This window comes from Paenibacillus sp. 7516 (assembly GCF_002272715.1).
GTDB classification, from domain to species: Bacteria; Bacillota; Bacilli; order Paenibacillales; family Paenibacillaceae; genus Paenibacillus; species Paenibacillus illinoisensis_A.
Map to the genome: position 1 here is coordinate 88,292 of NZ_NPBI01000039.1, position 18,339 is coordinate 106,630.

Here is an 18,339-nt window from a genome sequence, read left to right on the forward strand (position 1 = left end):
ACCATGAGTCAAGAACAACAGACGTTATTACAACAAAAGATTACTTTCCACGGAGCAGGTGCCATGGCAGAAGCCATTGTGCGCGGACTGATCTCCCGCCTCGTTGTACGCCCGCAGGATATTACGATGCTGAACCGGAGCAATCAGAAACGTCAGGAAGAGCTAAGTACTCGTTATGCCGTTCATACCGGAACGGCATCCCAATCTTCGGAAGTGCTCTCCGCTTCTCCCGTTATTGTACTGGCCATGAAACCAAAAGACGCTGCGGCAGCTCTTCGTGAGCTTGGTCCCCTCCTGTCACCGGACCAGCTTATTGTCTCTGTCATCGCCGGATTATCCATCCGCACGATGCAGACACTGCTCGGCCGCAAACAACCGATCGCTCGCTCCATGCCGAATACATCCAGTACGATTGGACTTGGTGCAACAGGACTTGCCTTCTCCGCCGAAATTACAGATGAGCAGCGCAGTACGGTTATGACGATGTTTGAAGCGGTGGGCATTGTCACCATTGTTCCTGAAGAGAAACTGGAAGTGCTCACGGGTATTTCCGGAAGCGGCCCGGCTTATGTATACTATTTGATGGAAGCCATGATAGCCGCGGGGATCCGCGGCGGACTGTCCAGCCAGCAATCCCGCGACCTGACTGTTCAAACTGTACTTGGTGCGGCGAGAATGGTTCAGCAAACGGGAGCGGAGCCCATGAAGCTTCGCAGTGATGTTACCTCACCTGGAGGCGCCACACAGGCAGCACTCAAAACACTGGATGAGGGCGATTTCTTTGAAAACGTGATTGCAGCCGTCAACCGCTGCGCAGAGCGCTCACGGGAGATGGGAGCTGCTTTGGAAGGAGATTTACGATGAACAACATGTGCACTGCCACATATCGTCTGCACGATGATCGTGCAGATTTCCGCAAAAAGGCGGAATCCATTGCAGTCGGCATGACTGTCGGCAGTTGGACTGAATTGCCGCAAGCCAAGCGTGAAGCCATGCAGAAACATCTTGGCGAAGTGATTAGCGTAGAAGTACATGAACATGAGGGTATGGCTCCAGGAGAACGATATGCAGATATTACGATTGGATATCCTGATGCAAACTTCAGCCGCGATATTCCGGCTCTGCTCGTCACTGTCTTCGGCAAAATCTCGATGGATGGCCGGATCAAGCTGACAAGACTGGGCTTCTCTGACGGATTCCTTAGTGCATTCCCTGGTCCCAAATTCGGATTGAATGGGGTTCGTGATCTGCTTGGTGTTCATGATCGTCCTTTGTTAATGAGCATCTTCAAATCGGTCATTGGTCTGGATGCGGATGAACTGCGCGAACAGTTTATCCGTCAGGCTCTTGGCGGAGTTGATCTGATCAAGGATGACGAAATTCTGTTTGAGAACAAGCTGACACCTATCGAGAAAAGAGTCGAGGTTTGCATGAAGGCTGCTGAGCAGGCCCGCCAGGAGACCGGCAAGAAATTGCTTTATGCCGCCAACCTGACCGGCCCAACTTCAAGGTTGAAGAAGCAGGCTGAACGAGCGATTGATGCGGGTGCCAATGCCCTGTTGTTTAACGTTTTGTCGTACGGATATGACGTTCTGCACGAGCTTACAAGCGATCCGGACATTAATGTGCCGATCATGGCGCATCCTGCACTTGCTGGCGCACTGTACCCTTCACCGCATTACGGGATATCCGCTTCGGTGCTGCTGGGTCAACTGATGCGTCTTGCTGGAGCGGATCTCGTTCTCTTCCCTTCGCCTTATGGATCGGTGACCATGCCAAAAGAAGAGAATATGGCCATTACGGAGCAGCTGCTCTCCAAAGAACTCCCGGTCAGAACCAGTATGCCCGTTCCTTCCGCTGGGATTCACCCAGGTCTTGTACCCTTAATTCTGCGTGATTTTGGCACGGATGTCATCGTGAACGCCGGTGGAGGTATCCACGGACATCCAATGGGTACTGAGGCGGGTGGACGTGCATTCTTGCAAGCCATTGAAGCGGCACAGCGCGGAATTCCGCTTGCAGAGTATGCATCTGAGCACCCCGAGTTGAAAAGTGCACTCGACCTGTGGGGTGGAGAACGATGAGAAGTGACAAGAAAACGGTCATTTTCTGTGATTTTGATGGTACGATTACCCTCTCGGACAATATTGTGGCGATCATGAAACATTTTAAGCCCGAAGGTATTCATCCGATCATGAGAGACACCGTCGAACAGAAAATATCATTGCGTGAAGGCGTCGGGGCCATGTTCGCTCTGCTGCCTACATCGCAAAAGGATGAAATCGTGGAATTTGTGCTTGGACAAGCCGGCATCCGCGAGGGATTTGGCGAGTTTCTGGAATATGTTCGGAACGAAGGCATTGAATTTAATGTGACCAGTGGTGGTATGGACTTTTTTATCGAACCACTGCTTGCACCTTTTAACATTCCACAAGATCACGTCTATTGTAACGGAGCAGACTTTACAGGTGATTTCATCCGAATTGAATGGCCTAATCCGTGTCAGCCCCCTTGTGAAAACGGCTGTGGTATGTGCAAAACGACGGTAATCCGCACATTCCCGGAAGAACAATATAATCGGATTCTGATCGGAGACAGTCTAACCGATTTTGAAGGTGCCAAAATTGCCGATCTGGTGTACTCCCGTTCCATCCTGACGGACAAGTGCATAGAACTTGGTGTAGACCATGTGCCCTTTGCTACCTTTTACGATATTATGGAAGACATGAAACAGAAGCAAACACAAGGAGTGCTGTAAAGATGGGTTTTGAGAAGATTACATTGGAACACAAACGTCAGGTGCTGGAGGAACTAGCTGATATAAAAGCCCTCTTTGCCAGTCGCAACTGGTTCCCTGGAACAAGCGGCAACCTGTCGATGCGTGTGGGAGAGTTCGATCCCGAGCAGTTTTATTTTGCCGTTACGGCTTCAGGCAAGGATAAATCACTTCGCACGCCGGAAGATTTCCTGTTTGTGGACAAGCATGGCAAAGCGATCGAAACAACAACCCTGAAACCAAGTGCAGAAACGCTGATTCATTGTGAAATCTATCGGTTGTCTGGCTGCGGGGCTGTATTCCATGTACACACAGTATTTAACAACCTGATCAGCGAGTTCTTTGGCCCAGAAGGTCATGTGCCGATCCAAGGCATCGAATTGATCAAGGCTTTTAACATTTGGGAAGAAAATGCCGAGATTCGTGTGCCGATACTGCCTAACTTTGCTGATATTCCTTCCATTGCCGAACTGGTTCCAGGTACACTTGACCCGAAAGTCCCGGGAATTTTACTGCGCAATCACGGCATTTATGCCTGGGGCAAAGATGCATTTGAAGCCAAAAGACATCTGGAAGCATTTGAGTTTTTGTTCGAAGTGATGTATCGTCAGCTGCTGCTGAAAGGTATTTCAAAATAGCCATCATTTCATCACTGTTATTCAGGACCAAATCAAAAACACGCTATGACTGATTGTTCAGCTCATAGCGTGTTTTTGGGTTTAGGGTTCCTGCTAGCGCGAAATTAACCTTAATTTACAATCAATTATCCCGATCCTTGAACAGGAACAGATTAGCCGAATCGTCTTCTTTTCCGCTTAGTCCACTATGCTGCGCAATCGGACGCTGCTTCCCGAAGAGCAGCTTCAAACCGCCAAAAATAAGCAATAGCGAAACAATAACCGTGTTCACATAGGAACGGATTTCATACGTCATAAACAGATTAGGGAACATTTCGTTCAATTGCGGAATGACAAGCCGGATCGCCAGATAATACACGCCAAGTGCTGCAATACCGAATCCAATCAGACGCTGATGTCTAGCCCAATCCTTAAATATCGGTTGATCCGTAAGCGGTTCCCGGCCATATCGGCTTGAACACTGCAGCCCATCAAAGAAACTGTAGAACCAAACCAATGGAATCATGAACAGGAAAACGGACAAATGCAGCAGGTCCAGTATATAAATACTGCCGAGGAACAAGAACATTAATTGCATTCCTCGCTTCTGAAGGCCCAAGTACAAATGACCTGCCCCGGGAAAAGCTGACAAAAGGGTAGCTAACACCTTGCTCCGACGTCCTGATGCTCTGCCCATTTCCAATTCTTCGAACAACGTCCGGTCCTGCAATACTTCCCCTGCCTGCTTTCGATGTGCATGCTGCACAGCGTCAAACATGCAGTAAACCCAAATAACAGGCAGTATAAGCAGAAACATCAGAAAGGTCTCTTCATTGGTAATGGATGCAACAAAGACCATCATCGCGAAGGAACCAAAGAATGCGATCAGAAATGATAGTCCCCGATGCAGCAGCCCCAGATGAAGATGCCCCAGACCAGGGATGAACGACAGTAATATTGTAAAGAAGCGTTCACCTTCACTGCCTTTTCGATACATGGGTGGGCTGTATGTACCCTCAGGAATACCATAGCCATGGGCAGAATGCTGATGCATTTCTTCCCCATCCATTGGCTCCATAACGCCATTTTGATTCGGATAGCCCTGTTCGTATGGACCTCCTGCATATTGACCATAGTGAGCCTCGTAGCCCCTGTAATGAGCATTACGTGCAGAAGAGGTACGCAGCAGAACAATGATAATGTCCAGCATGTTGATGCACCAGAAGAAAAAGGCAGCGAGTGCTCCGAAAATCATCAGGTCCCGTTCATCGCCAATTACTGCCAACATGAAGGCACCAATCAAAGAGCCAAACACGAGTAATGGGTAAATCATCGCCTTAGCGGTTCGACCCCAATATAGAAAACCAAGACCTGGGACCACATTCAATAAAAATGCAAATATTTTGTTACGATCTGATTGCACAGTCGTCATCCTTTCTATTCAGGCAATGCGTATGATTTATGGTTTAGGCTTGAAGTTATCCAGCCATGTGGTGGCGGCTTCCGTCCATTTTTGTGTAAAAGATCCCCTCTGCTCGCCGTCATGGAACTTGTGATAGGGCGCTACCTTATCAAACACTCCGGAGGAGAGAAAGATTAGCGTCAGGCAAGCCGCTACAGCATAATGAAACACCTTGTGCTCCAGCCAGCGCCTGCTTCGGCCTGAACGTGGTTTGCGCTTGCGTCCTGAATGGTTCAGGTCCGTAATACGCTCCATGATGGAATCCGCAAATTCATTCGGGTTGTCCAGTTGTGGCAATGTTTGATGAATACCCATCGCTTCCAGGTAGTTATCCATGGCTTCCGGATCTTCGATTATGGCCTGTTCCATCCTGACAACTTGGTCCCCGGTAACTCGTCCTTCGATATAGTCCGTCCAGTCCTGCACACTGTACATCTCGTTTTTACTCACGCCACTCATCCTCCTTCCAATGACTTCTGATCCACTGCCGGGCACGGTACAAACGGGATTCCACGGTTTTGACAGCCACCTGGGCATCATGTGCGATCTGCTCATAATTCTTTTCGCTTAGATAATACGCAGTAATGATGTCCCTATGCTGGGCAGGCAGTTGATTAATTCGTTCACGCAGGGTTTCCTTGCGCTCTTCCCGAACGAGCCGGGCCAAAATATCTTCCTCGCTTCCAGGCAGGTTGATTATTCGTTCTTCTCCACCCAGATCTTCACTGCTTCGCCGGCCTAACTTGCGCTTTGCATCAATGGCTTTGTGAAAGGCAATTCGGGTAAGCCACGTTTTGAAGCCTTCGGAACGGTAATCGGGGAGAGATTTATACATCTGAATGAACGCCTCCTGAGCTGCATCCTGCGCTTCCTGATCGTTCCTAAGTACGGAATATGCCACATGGTATACATGCTGGCTGTACTTATCGATCAACAAGCGAAACTTGGATGCATCCCCTTGACGGATTTGTTCGATTAAGCGCGCTTCGTCAATGACTCTCCCCTCCTCTCCACTACAATAGACGACAACGTTCTGGGCTGCCCCTGCGTATTTATTTAAATTTTTTAAAATTTTTATCATAACCGTGCCTGAATAGATGATGAGTTCATCATTCACTTCATTGTAGACATCTATATTTCCTTCCAAAATCAAAAAACAGGCTCAGAATGTTTCTGGCCTGTTCCATGAATTCCCTTTGCACTCGGACTAACGTCCACCGCTGCGAAAACGCTGCGTGTATGCCTTCGCGTCCTGAACATTTTTCACTCGGTTGCGACTCCACTCCAGCAAAATCCGGTCAATATAGCGGAAATGTACTTTACCGGCAAATACGGCTTCCTTCAGGGCCATCAATATCAGTTCTTCTTGATAACGGTCCTGATCCAGCCAGCTGGAGATCGTTTCGCATTCCATCGGTGAAAGCGGACGACCAAATTCTTTTTCGAAGATGGAAAACATATTACGTTCTTCCTCTTCTATTTGAACACTGTTCGAATTAGGACGTGCATTCATGCTCATTTGCTGTTGCCTTGCTGCTGCTGCTGCATCTTCAGCGACACACGTTGCGAGTTTGGCATATAATCCATGCAAATCGTAACGCTCATACTGAATATCCCTCTCTTCGTCCCGATGCTCATCAATGGATATATATCCATCCCGCATTAACCGCTGGAGCATTCTGGCGATGCCTTCGGGGGCAAGTCCCATTCGTCCCGCGAGCTCTTCCAGGGTAGGAAACTCATTGAATTCTGCCTGACGGTAGCCGAGCAATTGAATCAGCAGAAGCACTTCGGCATCTGATAATCCGAGTTGGTGATAAAAACGCAACAAAGCATACGGGAGCTGTGCTGTCCCAGACGTTAACCCGTAAGCTACGCCACTGAGCCACGCTTTGGAGCCGGTTTCTTCCATAGTCTCGCGATTAATCATTAAGGGTACAGACGGTAGAGCATACGCGGGAATGCAATTGTCTCACGTACATGATCCAACCCGCAGATCCATGCTACTGTCCGCTCCAATCCCAGACCGAATCCGGAGTGAGGTACTGATCCGTATTTACGCAGATCCAGGTACCATTGATACGCCTCGTCAGACAACTTGTGCTCTTCAAAGCGCTGCTGCATCAACTCGGGATCATCGATACGTTGAGATCCGCCAATGATTTCACCGTAACCCTCTGGTGCGATCATGTCAGCGCAGAGAACCACTTCTGGACGATTCGGGTCTGGTTTCATGTAAAATGCCTTGATGCCAGCCGGGTAATGCGTAATGAATACAGGAGTATTATACTTCTCCGCAATCGCTGTCTCGTGAGGAGCACCGAAATCTTCTCCCCAAGGAATATCGAAGCCTTGTCCATTCAAGAACTCAATCGCCTCATCATACGTAATACGCGGGAATGGAGCTACGATCCCTTCCAGTTTGGATACGTCACGCCCGATGGATTCCAGTTCGGCACGGCAGTTTTTCACGACAGACTGAACCACGTGTGCAATAAACTTCTCTTGTACTCGCAAACTTTCTTCGTGATCCACAAATGCCATTTCCGGCTCAATCATCCAGAACTCGATCAGATGGCGGCGGGTTTTGGATTTCTCGGCACGGAACGTTGGTCCGAAGGAATATACTTTACCCAGCGCCATTGCCGCAGCTTCCATGTACAATTGGCCACTTTGAGTAAGATAAGCATCCTCATCAAAGTATTTGATGTGGAACAGGTTGGTGGTACCTTCGGCAGAAGAAGGTGTCAGAATCGGAGGGTCAACCTGAGTGAATCCGTTACCATCAAAAAACTGCTGAACTGCACGGATAATCTCTGCACGAATCACCATAACAGCACGTTGCTTCGTAGAACGCAGCCACAGATGACGATGATCCATCAAGAAGTCCACACCATGCTCTTTCGGTGTAATCGGATAGTTTTCAGTCAAATGAATGATCTCAACACCCGTAACCGTCATTTCATATCCGGATGCGCTGCGCGGTTCTTCACGAATAATTCCCGTTACATACAAGGAACTTTCTTGCGTGAGGCTTTTGGCATCATTCCATACCTCTTCGCTAACTTCACTCTTTACGACAACCCCTTGAATATATCCGGTTCCATCGCGCAGCTGCAAAAATTGAATTTTGCCGCTGGAACGTTTGTTATTAATCCAGGCACCGATCTTCACGGTTTCGCCCACATGCTCATTCACATTACGAATTACACAATCCGTACTCATGCCCATATCTCCCCTTGGTTCCTAAATTTGAAAATGCAGCGGGCAGGCCTCAGCCTGTCCCCTGCACTTCCTTGACATGCTATATTCACTTTACAATTAGATTACTTAGAATTCAATACGATTCGGTGTGTATCACGTGCAATCACCAATTCTTCATTGGTAGGTACAACGAGAACCTCCACCTTGGAGTTTGCTGTTGTGATTCGGCGTGGTTCGCCGGAACGGATGGCATTGAGGGCTTCATCCACTTCCACACCCAGGTAAGTAAGCTGTTCGCATACTTTTTGACGAAGAACGACGGAGTTCTCGCCCACACCTGCTGTAAATACAATCACGTCCACACCGTTCATTGCTGCTGCATACGAACCGATGTATTTACGCAAACGATATTCGTACATTTCGAATGCAAGGGTGGAGTTCGCATCACCGTTCTCCATTCCTTCCGTAATCTCACGCATGTCACTGCTGATGCCCGAGATGGCAAGGAGTCCGCTATGTTTGTTCAACATGGAGTTCACTTCGCTCACGCTCAGTTCTTCCTTGTTCATTACGTAAGGCACGATGGCCGGGTCAAGGTCACCACTGCGCGTTCCCATCATCAGACCTTCGAGTGGAGTCATACCCATGGATGTATCTACGGATACGCCACCTTTTACTGCCGTTACGCTACCACCGTTACCGACATGGCAAGTGATGATTTTGAGATCTTCTACTGGACGGCCTACATACTCAGCTGCGGTCTTGCTTACGTAGTCATGGGAAGTACCATGGGCACCGTAACGACGCACTTTGTATTTTTTGTACAGTACACGCGGAATCGCGTAGAGATATGCTTTCTCAGGCATCGTCTGATGGAATGCTGTATCAAATACCATGACCTGAGGTACACCTGGCATATTGAGTTCAGCCGCACGAATACCCATCATTGCTGCTGGGTTGTGAAGTGGTGCCAAATCGAACAAGCGGCGAATTTCAGCCTTCGCTGCATCGTCAACCAGTGCGGATTCCTTAAAAGCTTCCCCGCCGTGAACGACACGGTGTCCAACAGCCTGAATCTCATCGACTGAACCGAGCACGCCGTTTTCTTTATCTGTCAAAATATCGATAACTTTACGAATTGCCGTTGTATGCTCCAAAATTTCACTGACTTCTGTAACATCCTCACGGCCAGTCGGTTTGTGCGTAAGAATGGAGGAATCCATCCCGATCCGTTCAACCAGGCCTTTAGCGAGTACGGACTCATCCGTCATGTCATACAATTGATATTTAAGCGAGGAGCTCCCCGCGTTGATTACGAGTATTTTCACAGCCGGTCACCATCCTTGTCGTACTTGAAGAATCCTTCGCCCGTCTTAACTCCGAGATGTCCTGCACGTACCATTTTCTTCAATACGGTAGAAGGACGATATTTGAGCTCTCCGAATTCACGGAACATTCTTTCCAGCGCAGCTTCAACGGAATCCAATCCAAAACGATCAGCCATTTCAAGCGGGCCATGCTGGAAGTTGTATCCGATACGCATTGCATCGTCGATATCCTCAGCAGAAGCCACGCCTTCTTGAAGAACATGAAGAGCTTCATTGATCAATAGGCAGATCAGTCTGGACGTAACGAATCCCGGTGATTCGTAGATCATTACACCTTTTTTGTCTACAACCTCTTCCACAAATCTTCTTGTTTCATCGAAAGTGGAATCGGATGTTTTCAAACCACGAATAATTTCTACAAGGTCAACCCGGGAAACCGGGTGAATAAAGTGCATACCAATAACACGCTCTGGGTATTTGGTCGAGCTTGCAAGCTCGGTCAAACTCAGCGTGGATGTGTTACTTGCAAGAATAACATTGCTTGGGCAAACTTGATCCAATTGGCTAAATACCGCCTTTTTGGCTTCCAGGTCTTCCGAGATCGTTTCGATAACCATATCGCATGATCCCAGTTCTGCCAGATGAGCTACTTTGGTAATACGGGATAAAATCAATTTTTTCTCGGCTTTGGTAATAGCCCATTTCTCTAATTGCTTATCGAGGTTTGTTTCAATCATGTCATATGCATGGTTAAGCTTCTCCGCCGTGTGCTCCACCAGAAGCACATCAAGTCCTTTGGCTGCAAGCATTTGGGAAATGCCTTGTCCCATGGTGCCGCCGCCGACAACTCCTATTTTTTTAAAAAACATGGTTCTGCTCCATCCTTTCGGTTCTCTATTTCTCTATTGTACCCTGTTCGCCGAAAATTACAAATTTCGACCCAACATATAATAATATCTTAGCACGAGTGAAAAGTAAAAAAAAATAACCGGCATAAATAAATTATGCCGGTAAAAGGGCGCTGTCACGAAATTGACAACGAAATTGCTCCCCAGACAAAACTTCTTCTCTCATCAGCGTATCCAATGAATTGTCGAATATTGTCCGTTGTTCTTCGAGCAGACGTTTGGTCTGATCCATCAGATCCTGCAGAATCATTTTATTTTCGCGCATGAGCTCTTCTGTTGTAACCATGTCCATGTTTACAATACCAAGCGAGGTCAGACCCGAAGCCATCATGGTCTGTACAACATTGGTCGCCTGTTCAAAGTCATTGCGTGAACCGGTACTGCGACCACCATAGTACATTTCTTCAGCTGCTGCACCGCCAAGTGCAATCATGATCTGTTCTTCCAGAAAACGCTTGGTGTATAGGAATTGCTCCTGCTGCGGATTGTGACGTACATAACCGAGTGCTTGTCCACGCGGGCTAAGAGCAACCTGGCTTACACTGCCAGGACGTACGAGCTCTGCCATGATGGCATGTCCCAATTCGTGAATGGCTACACGTTTCTTCTCTTCAACACTGGATTCACGATCTGTCTTCTCACCCATCATGACTTTATCAATCGCCAGAGACAAGTGGCGCTGTTCAATGTTGAGCAGTCCATCTCTCATGGCGTAGATTGCTGCTTCATTCATGACACTTTCCAGCTGTGCTCCTGAGAAGCCGTAGGATTCCTCTGCTGTTTTCTCCAGGCTTACACCCTCCATCAAGGGTTTATTTACTGCATGGAGCTCTAAAATATGTTTTCTGCCTTTCTTGTCAGGCAGGTCCACCTGGATATGACGGTCAAAGCGTCCCGGACGAGTTAAGGCGCTGTCCAGCATTTCCTTACGATTTGTTGCTGCAATAACGAGAATACGCGGTGTATCGGAAGTATAAATTCCGTCCATTTCCGTCAACAGCTGATTGAGTGTCTGGTCATACTCACGCTGCTGCCCGCCTTCACGTTTACCACCAATAACATCAATCTCATCGATAAAGATAATAGCGTTCTCTTTGTTTTCTTTGGCTGCACGTGTTCTGGCATCACGAAACAAATCACGGATTCTTCCTGCACCTACGCCGACGTACATTTCTACAAACTCACTGCCTGAAGCGGCAACGAATACGGAATCGGTATAATGTGCAGCCGCTTTGGCCATCAGGGTTTTCCCTGTTCCCGGAGGGCCCGTAAGCAGGATCCCCTTCAATGGGCGAATCCCGAACTTCTGAATTTCTTCATGTTTGATGAGAAAATCAAGAGCTTCCCGCAGCTCCTGCTTGGCACTATCCTGGCCGCCAATTTCCTCAAACGTCAGTTTGGTAGGTCCTTTTTTCTTGCGCTTACGTTCCTGACCCGCTCCAACCGTAATGCCACCACGCATCTGCATCATAAGCAGCAGTCCGCCCACAACCGCTGCTGCGATCAGAATCGGAAAGATATTCACACCGATAAAAGCAAGAAAGATAATCAACACGGGGACAAAACCAATGGCAACTTCCTTCGTCCATTTAGGCATTAGGCCACACTCCTATCTGGCCGGGTACACGCGGCAGAATAATAAACTTGCTGGCATCTCCGTCTCTAAGACTTACATATACGTTATTGTCATCCATGGCTGTATTCACTTGAATACCATTGGTCGCCATCTTGGATAATGTTGGTGTTATTTCGGTGTACTGCTTGTTCTCCATCGCCTGAGCAACGGTAAACATCGCATCGCCCCACCAGTTCTCCAGGGCTTCGTTCGAATGATCAACGACATCAAGTTTCAATGAGCGCGAGCCGATCAGGGTCTGTCCTTCTTTCTGAATATATTGAACCAATCTGCCCAAATCAACATTTGGCTGCAAATCAAGTTTCAATTGTACATCATTGCGGTTAATAGTTAACTGAACATCATTAACCCCTTCATACTGGGTTACCATTTTTTCAATCGGATTCTGCATGGCCACCTGACGATACACAAACCAACCTCCAAACAACACAACGGCTGAAATGACGGCAGTTAAAGCAATAGGCAATACTTTTAGCTTCAAGTGAGTTTCCCCTCCCAAATTTTTGGCCCATCCCTATAGCTTATAGGCATAATATGAATTGTGTACGAATGACCTGTGATGTGCCCAACAGGTTTTATTTCTGTTTGATGTAACCTTGAATACATATTTGAGTATATCACATCGTATATACAATTTCGAAGGCGAAAATATGAATAAATTATTAATTTTAACTATTCAAATCCAGAATAATTTTCGAGAAACGCCAAAAAACCGGATCAGGCGGGGTTCCGTCTGCCGGTTTTTTGAAGATTATACCTAAAAAAATCTCTGAATATATGTTTAACTGTTTGGAATTGTATAGACCAAATCAACCTGTTCTCCATTGCTGAAGCGATAGAATCGATAATAGTTGTGCGTATCATCCTTGTAATAAACTTGCCATACATAGACGCCATTGACGACTCCAGGCATAATTCGTTTGATCTCTCCGCCCGGTACTTCAGAGCTGAATCGATTGCGAACTTGTGCTTCCGATAACCCGTTCTGCAGCAATTCACTGTGCACAGCGTTGCTTCCTTTGACCGGTTTATTGGTTGCATCAAACTTAACCCAGACGGCGATGTCCTGATTATCTTTATTTTTGGCCATCATCGTCCAGTAAATGTTATCTTCGCCTTCCTTTTGACCCCAGACGTATTTTCGGAGATCCTCATAAGAAGTTATCCCGAGCTGCTCCTGTGCCGCTTGAATAGCTAGCGCTTCTTCGTTGCGCTGGTCCTGGGTTATATAGACATAAAAGCGCTGTAATCCAAACAAAATCAAAACCAGGATGAGCAGCGAGATCCAGATCCATTTCTTTTTTCTTTTCAAAAGCCGAACTTCCTTTCCCCTATGACGCTGCTGCTATTCTGAAATTAACGGGCGAGCAGTCCGTCAAATGCAAGTTGAGACTCGCGCAGAATGCGCTCTTCATCCATAGTAAGACATTCACCATGTTTCACCAGCTGTTTGCCGTCAACCCATACATGCTCCACATCCTTAGCTGAAGCCGAGTAAATGGTATGAGAGATCAGATCCGTGTGCGGATAGAAGTGTGCTTGTTCAATATTTAGCGCTATGAAATCAGCCTTCATGCCTACTTGAAGTGCTCCCGTATTGTTCAGGAAGATGGATTTGGCACCATACCCCGTTCCAAGAAGCAGCGCTTCTCCCGCTGGAACCGCAGTTGGATCACCGGATACTCCCTTATGAATCAAAGCAGCCAGTCTCATCTCTTCAAACATATCCAGGTTGTTGTTGCTTGCAGGTCCATCTGTTCCCAGAGATACGGTTACTCCAGCTTTCAGCAAATCCGGAACTCGCGCCACACCCGAAGCAAGCTTCAGGTTGCTTCCTGGATTGTGAGAGACCGCTACATCATGGCGTGCCAGAATTTCAATCTCCTCATCATTCAAATGCACAGCGTGAGCTACGAGAGAAGGACGAGAGAAGAAACCGAGCTTTTCCAAATGTTCCACAGGACGCAAACCATAATCCGTTACATTCTGTTCGACTTCGCGTAGGGTTTCCGACATATGGGTGTGCAGCGGCAGATCCAGATCATGTGCAACCTGTACCAGCTTCTCTATGTAATCCGGAGGACAAGTATACGGCGCATGCGGTGAGATGATCGTCGTAATTCGACCACCAGCCTGTCCGTTCCACTCGCGTGCAAACGCAGCCGATTCTTGCAATTTGCGCATTTGCTCTTCTTCAGAACAGAGACCAATGACACCACGTGCCAATGCGGCACGAATACCGGATTGTTCAACCACTTTTGCCACCTGATCCATATGATCATACATATCCAGGAATGCCGTTGTTCCGCCTTTCAGCATTTCTAAAACAGAAAGGGATGTGCCCCAATACACGTCCTCAGACGTCATTTTCGCCTCCATAGGCCACATTTTCTCCTGAAGCCATACTTGCAGGGCCAGATCGTCCCCGTGACCCCTCAGAAGCGACATGGCTGCGTGACCATGCGTATTGATCAGACCCGGCAAAAAGACCAGTCCTTTGCCATCAACCTTTGGCAGGCTCTCATCTCCATCCGGCAGTGTCTCACCAATATGCACAATCTTATCGTCTTCAACGACCATATACCCTTGAACCACGGTCCATTCCGTTCCAAGGTTTACAGCAAATTTGCCGTTATGAATTACCCATCTATTTGTCGTCATCTTCCTCGTCGTCCTTTCCGTTCTCCAGATAATAAGCCAGGCTAAGCAGATCCGTTGTAAAATCAGCATGATGAATACGGACGTGCGGTGGTGTTTTCAAGATGGTTGGTGCAAAGTTCAGAATCGCTTCAATGCCGGATTCTACGAGCTGATCGGCTACGTTCTGAGCTTCGGTATCCGGAACGGTAATGATACCAATACGAATATTATCTTTTTTGACCGAATCCGTTAGTTCATTCATGGGCTGTACTTTCAGGCTGTTAATCTGACTGCCGATCTTAGGGCCGTATGCATCGAAAACAGCAACAATTTTCATGTTGTCTTTCAGATAGGCATTGTAATTGGACAATGCATGTCCCAAATTACCAGCCCCGACCAGAGCAACATTGATTTGCTGATCAATTTTCAAGATATGACGGATCTTCTCAATGAGATACGATACGTCGTATCCAATGCCTTTGCGACCGAAGTCCCCAAAGTATGCAAGGTCTTTGCGAATCTGTGCAGGATTAAGATCCAGGCGTAGTCCCAGTTCCTGTGATGAGACCGTGCCTACCTCACGTTGATGCAGTTCACTCAAATAACGTAAGTAAACAGGCAATCTGCGTACCACAGCTTCCGAAATTTTATCTGATTTCATTACATTGCTCCCCCTTACCAAGGCCACGATAGATAAATAAAAATGTAGCATCCCGCATAACTGTTTTCGTCTCCGAATGAAATTATGCAAGATGCCTTATAAAATATAAAGTTAAAAGTGCTTCTAAAATTAAATCACACTTTAATAAAGTTTACAGCGAGAAGCCCTTATTACGCAACGACGTCATACCTAATTTGTAGTAGATTCATCCTGTGCTGGTGTTTCCAGCCATTCGCTAATTCGGGGAACCATCTGTTCAGTCAGCATATGTTCCATTTTGGGACCAGGTAATGAATATAGGAAATACTTTCCGTAATAAGACTCAATCACCCGTGTATCGTAAACGATGACAATGCCCCGATCCTTGGCTGTACGAACAAGCCTGCCGAATCCCTGCTTGAAACGGATGACGGCCTGTGGAACAGACAGCTTCATAAACGGATTCTTTTTCTGTTCCTGCAGCAGTTCACTCTTCGCCTCCACGAGCGGATGGTTCGGTGGCTGGAAGGGCAATCTCACAATCGCCAGACAGGTTAGCGCCTCTCCAGGGATATCTACCCCTTCCCAGAAACTGCTTGTGCCCAGCAGAACGGTTGCTTTTGCATCCTGGAACCTGCGGGTTAACTTCGAACGACTGCCACTATCAACGCCTTGACCGAGCAGCGAAATATCGTTGCCCGATAACGCTTCTTTTAATGGGTCATAGACCTGGCGCAGCATTCGGTATGAAGTAAAGAGCACCATCATGCGGCCCCTTGTCGCAATAGCCGTTTCGGCCAGAGATCGTACAAGCATGTCGACAAAGTGTGCATCCCCCACACTGCCTTTTACACTTGGGAAATCACGAGGGATGACCAGCAAAGCCTGATCCCTATACCGGAATGGCGACGGCAGCATGGACGTCAGTAAACGGTTATTATCGGCTGCTTCCTGCAAGCCAAGCTGTTCAATCATGAACTGAAATGACTTATCAACCGAGAGCGTAGCCGAAGTAAGGACAACGCTTTTCTTTTTATCGAAGAACATGTCCTTCAACTGTGCACTGACATCGACAGGAACGGCATACAGCTGCAGTGATTTGCTGCGGAATTGGCCGCTTGCCTCCATCCAGTATACCGTTTTGGCATCATCCATCCGCATGAAGAAGCGAAGGTTTTCTTTGAGCGTCGCCAAATCCTTAAGCAGACCTGTAATGTCCGTGATCAAGCTATCCGATTGATAGTCGTCCTGGTCTTCTTTGACTTCAAGAAGCAGCTTGTCTCCCTTGCGGATCAAGTCCCCCAGTGTGACATAAATCTGGTTTTCGTAATCCTGCAGCTCCTGCCACTTCGCCGGTTTCATTGAAGGCTTCAGTCTGAGGGAAAATTGACCCGTTTCCCCCGGAGAAGCATCACTTCGTTCAGGCAGCAGGTTAAATAAGGCATCGCTCAAACGATCCCACATCTCTTTGACTTCAACAGCAAGCGGGAACATCTGGTCAATGACGGAGCCCCACTGCACCGAATTTTCATGCCCCGCCAGTTGGGTTCGCAGCATGGGAAGCTGACCGTTCCGACTATCCTTAAACAAACGGGTCAAGGTATGAACCAATGTGAAATATTTCATGTGAAGACCCAAGTGCTTACCTGCCACATCCTCGAGATGATGAGCCTCGTCAATGACGAGACTCTCGTAAGCAGGGAGCAGCTGATGAGCTGCTTTTACATCCGTAAACAATTTGGAATGATTCGTAATGACGATATCGGACAATCCTGCTTCATGCTTCGCCCGATGGTAGAAGCACTTCCTGAACCACGGACAAGAACGTCCCAGGCAGGATTCCGATTCGCTCTGTACTGTTTCCCAGAAGTCCCCACCGCGTGCACTGAGGTTAAGCTCCTCGTCATCTCCAGTCTCTGTCTGGGTGAGCCACACAATCATCTGAGCCGCTGTAAAATAATCTTCTTTCGGTGTAGCGAACTCACGTTTGTTGATCTTGTGCTCAAACTTCCGCAGACACAGGTAGTGCCCCCGACCTTTGAACACGGCAGCCTTAAACGGAAAAGGCACCACTTTGGTCAACAGCGGGATATCACGCTCCCGAAGCTGTTCCTGCAGGTTGATGGTATGCGTGCTAACCATTACTTTTCGTTCCTGCTTCACACTTTCATATATGGCCGGCAGCAAGTACCCCAGGGATTTCCCCGTACCCGTTCCTGCTTCAATTAACAAATGCTTTTCTTCGTCCAGCGCTTGCCTTACACTGCTGAACATCTGTGTCTGTGCCTCGCGTTCTTCGTAGTGATCCAGTGTATCCTGCAGATTGGCCCGGACCTGATCCATATACTGCTCAAAACTTACACCTTCAAGCGGATTACCTTCGCGTTCATCGCGTGGAGCACCGATTTCAGTCCAGTCACTCACATTCAAGGCCAATTGACGGTAATACGTATGTCCATCCAGATCCTGTATGGGCTCTGCTTCCTTCTCACTGCGCATGCCGTCGAAGAACCAGCCCAGATCGCTGTCCTCAGGTGCGAATAGGTCGCTGAGACGCTGTATTGTAATCAATGGCAGTTGACGCAGTTCATCCAAACACTTCAGGAGCACATAGGCCGTCGCCAAAGCATCACTGTCTGCCTGATGAGGACGGTCATGCTGGAATCCGAATTCTGAAGATACATACCCCAGTTGATAAGAACCAAGTGAAGGAAATGATATTTTGAGAAAATCAATGGTATCCAGAATACGACCGGTGAACGGCAAGTAACCGCATCGGTCAAGCGCATTCTGAAGGAAATGAAAATCAAAAGCCACGTTGTGTCCCACAAGGACAACATCGTCTAGCAGCGGAACCATCTCCATCATCATCTCTTCGAGTGAAGGAGCGTTCGACACATCTTCGTCGGTAATCCCGGTTAATCCCGTAATAAACGGAGGAATAGGCACACCAGGGTTTACATAAGAACTATATATTTGAGTTATGCTGTAGTCATGATCTATGATGGCAAGTCCGGCTTGTATAATCTCACCATCGGACTGCGTGCCGGTTGTTTCGAAATCCAATACGGCAAATTTCATTGCAATGTACAAGTCCCTTCCATTCCAGTCTATGTTACAGCATAGCA

At 47.6% G+C, this 18,339-nt stretch carries 17 protein-coding genes; 4 read left to right on the forward strand and 13 right to left on the reverse strand.

Annotation, left to right across the window (positions count from 1 at the left end; genetic code table 11):
* Nucleotides 1-3: 3 nt before the first annotated feature.
* From proC to mtnB, 4 genes are read left to right on the forward strand one after another with little or no spacing between them, the layout of a single operon-like run.
* Nucleotides 4-864, forward strand: a complete 861-nt coding sequence (proC, locus tag CHI14_RS26185) for a pyrroline-5-carboxylate reductase (protein ID WP_170948280.1) — start codon at nt 4-6, stop codon at nt 862-864.
* Entirely contained in the window at nt 861-2,084 is a 1,224-nt protein-coding gene (locus CHI14_RS26190; RefSeq protein ID WP_170948281.1) for a 2,3-diketo-5-methylthiopentyl-1-phosphate enolase, read from the forward strand. Before proC ends, CHI14_RS26190 begins: the two co-directional genes overlap by 4 nt.
* Nucleotides 2,081-2,758: a 2-hydroxy-3-keto-5-methylthiopentenyl-1-phosphate phosphatase gene (locus tag CHI14_RS26195; RefSeq protein WP_095292769.1), complete on the forward strand. Its 678-nt coding sequence runs from the start codon at nt 2,081-2,083 to the stop codon at nt 2,756-2,758. Before CHI14_RS26190 ends, CHI14_RS26195 begins: the two co-directional genes overlap by 4 nt.
* A gap of 2 nt (nt 2,759-2,760) precedes the next feature.
* Nucleotides 2,761-3,414 (forward strand): methylthioribulose 1-phosphate dehydratase, encoded by a 654-nt coding sequence (gene mtnB, locus CHI14_RS26200; RefSeq protein WP_095292773.1) that lies wholly within the window; start codon nt 2,761-2,763, stop codon nt 3,412-3,414.
* A gap of 121 nt (nt 3,415-3,535) precedes the next feature.
* On the opposite strand, the gene CHI14_RS26205 is transcribed toward mtnB, so the two are convergent.
* From CHI14_RS26205 to dinG, 13 genes are all read right to left on the reverse strand, one after another.
* On the reverse strand, nt 3,536-4,816 hold the full coding sequence (locus CHI14_RS26205; protein ID WP_481856456.1) for a multi-tm2 domain protein: 1,281 nt from the start codon (nt 4,814-4,816) through the stop codon (nt 3,536-3,538).
* Nucleotides 4,817-4,852: 36 nt separating this feature from the next.
* Nucleotides 4,853-5,305 carry a hypothetical protein gene (locus CHI14_RS26210; RefSeq protein ID WP_095292778.1) on the reverse strand — a complete coding sequence of 151 codons (453 nt, stop codon included), beginning with the start codon at nt 5,303-5,305 and terminating at the stop codon, nt 4,853-4,855.
* Complete coding sequence (locus CHI14_RS26215) at nt 5,298-5,936, reverse strand: RNA polymerase sigma factor (protein WP_249281247.1); 639 nt, start codon at nt 5,934-5,936, stop codon at nt 5,298-5,300. Before CHI14_RS26215 ends, CHI14_RS26210 begins: the two co-directional genes overlap by 8 nt.
* Nucleotides 5,937-6,062: 126 nt before the next feature.
* Nucleotides 6,063-6,785: a DnaD domain-containing protein gene (locus CHI14_RS26220; protein ID WP_249281248.1), complete on the reverse strand. Its 723-nt coding sequence runs from the start codon at nt 6,783-6,785 to the stop codon at nt 6,063-6,065.
* Nucleotides 6,785-8,080 carry an asparagine--tRNA ligase gene (gene asnS, locus CHI14_RS26225; RefSeq protein ID WP_095292784.1) on the reverse strand — a complete coding sequence of 432 codons (1,296 nt, stop codon included), beginning with the start codon at nt 8,078-8,080 and terminating at the stop codon, nt 6,785-6,787. Before asnS ends, CHI14_RS26220 begins: the two co-directional genes overlap by 1 nt.
* 101 nt (nt 8,081-8,181) lie before the next feature.
* A complete protein-coding gene (locus CHI14_RS26230) occupies nt 8,182-9,387 on the reverse strand; it encodes an acetate/propionate family kinase (protein ID WP_095292787.1) in 1,206 nt (401 codons plus the stop codon).
* Complete coding sequence (locus CHI14_RS26235) at nt 9,384-10,256, reverse strand: 3-hydroxyacyl-CoA dehydrogenase family protein (protein WP_095292788.1); 873 nt, start codon at nt 10,254-10,256, stop codon at nt 9,384-9,386. Before CHI14_RS26235 ends, CHI14_RS26230 begins: the two co-directional genes overlap by 4 nt.
* A gap of 133 nt (nt 10,257-10,389) precedes the next feature.
* Nucleotides 10,390-11,892: an AAA family ATPase gene (locus CHI14_RS26240; protein WP_095292791.1), complete on the reverse strand. Its 1,503-nt coding sequence runs from the start codon at nt 11,890-11,892 to the stop codon at nt 10,390-10,392.
* Entirely contained in the window at nt 11,885-12,412 is a 528-nt protein-coding gene (locus CHI14_RS26245) for a hypothetical protein (RefSeq protein WP_095292793.1), read from the reverse strand. Before CHI14_RS26245 ends, CHI14_RS26240 begins: the two co-directional genes overlap by 8 nt.
* A gap of 300 nt (nt 12,413-12,712) precedes the next feature.
* Entirely contained in the window at nt 12,713-13,243 is a 531-nt protein-coding gene (locus tag CHI14_RS26250) for a hypothetical protein (protein ID WP_095292795.1), read from the reverse strand.
* Between the two features lie 44 nt (nt 13,244-13,287).
* A complete protein-coding gene (locus CHI14_RS26255) occupies nt 13,288-14,592 on the reverse strand; it encodes an amidohydrolase (RefSeq protein ID WP_095292797.1) in 1,305 nt (434 codons plus the stop codon).
* Entirely contained in the window at nt 14,579-15,232 is a 654-nt protein-coding gene (locus tag CHI14_RS26260; protein ID WP_095292800.1) for a redox-sensing transcriptional repressor Rex, read from the reverse strand. The genes CHI14_RS26255 and CHI14_RS26260 overlap by 14 nt, the downstream gene beginning before the upstream one ends.
* 189 nt (nt 15,233-15,421) lie before the next feature.
* A complete protein-coding gene (gene dinG, locus CHI14_RS26265; protein ID WP_095292803.1) occupies nt 15,422-18,292 on the reverse strand; it encodes an ATP-dependent DNA helicase DinG in 2,871 nt (956 codons plus the stop codon).
* Nucleotides 18,293-18,339 lie beyond the last annotated feature (47 nt).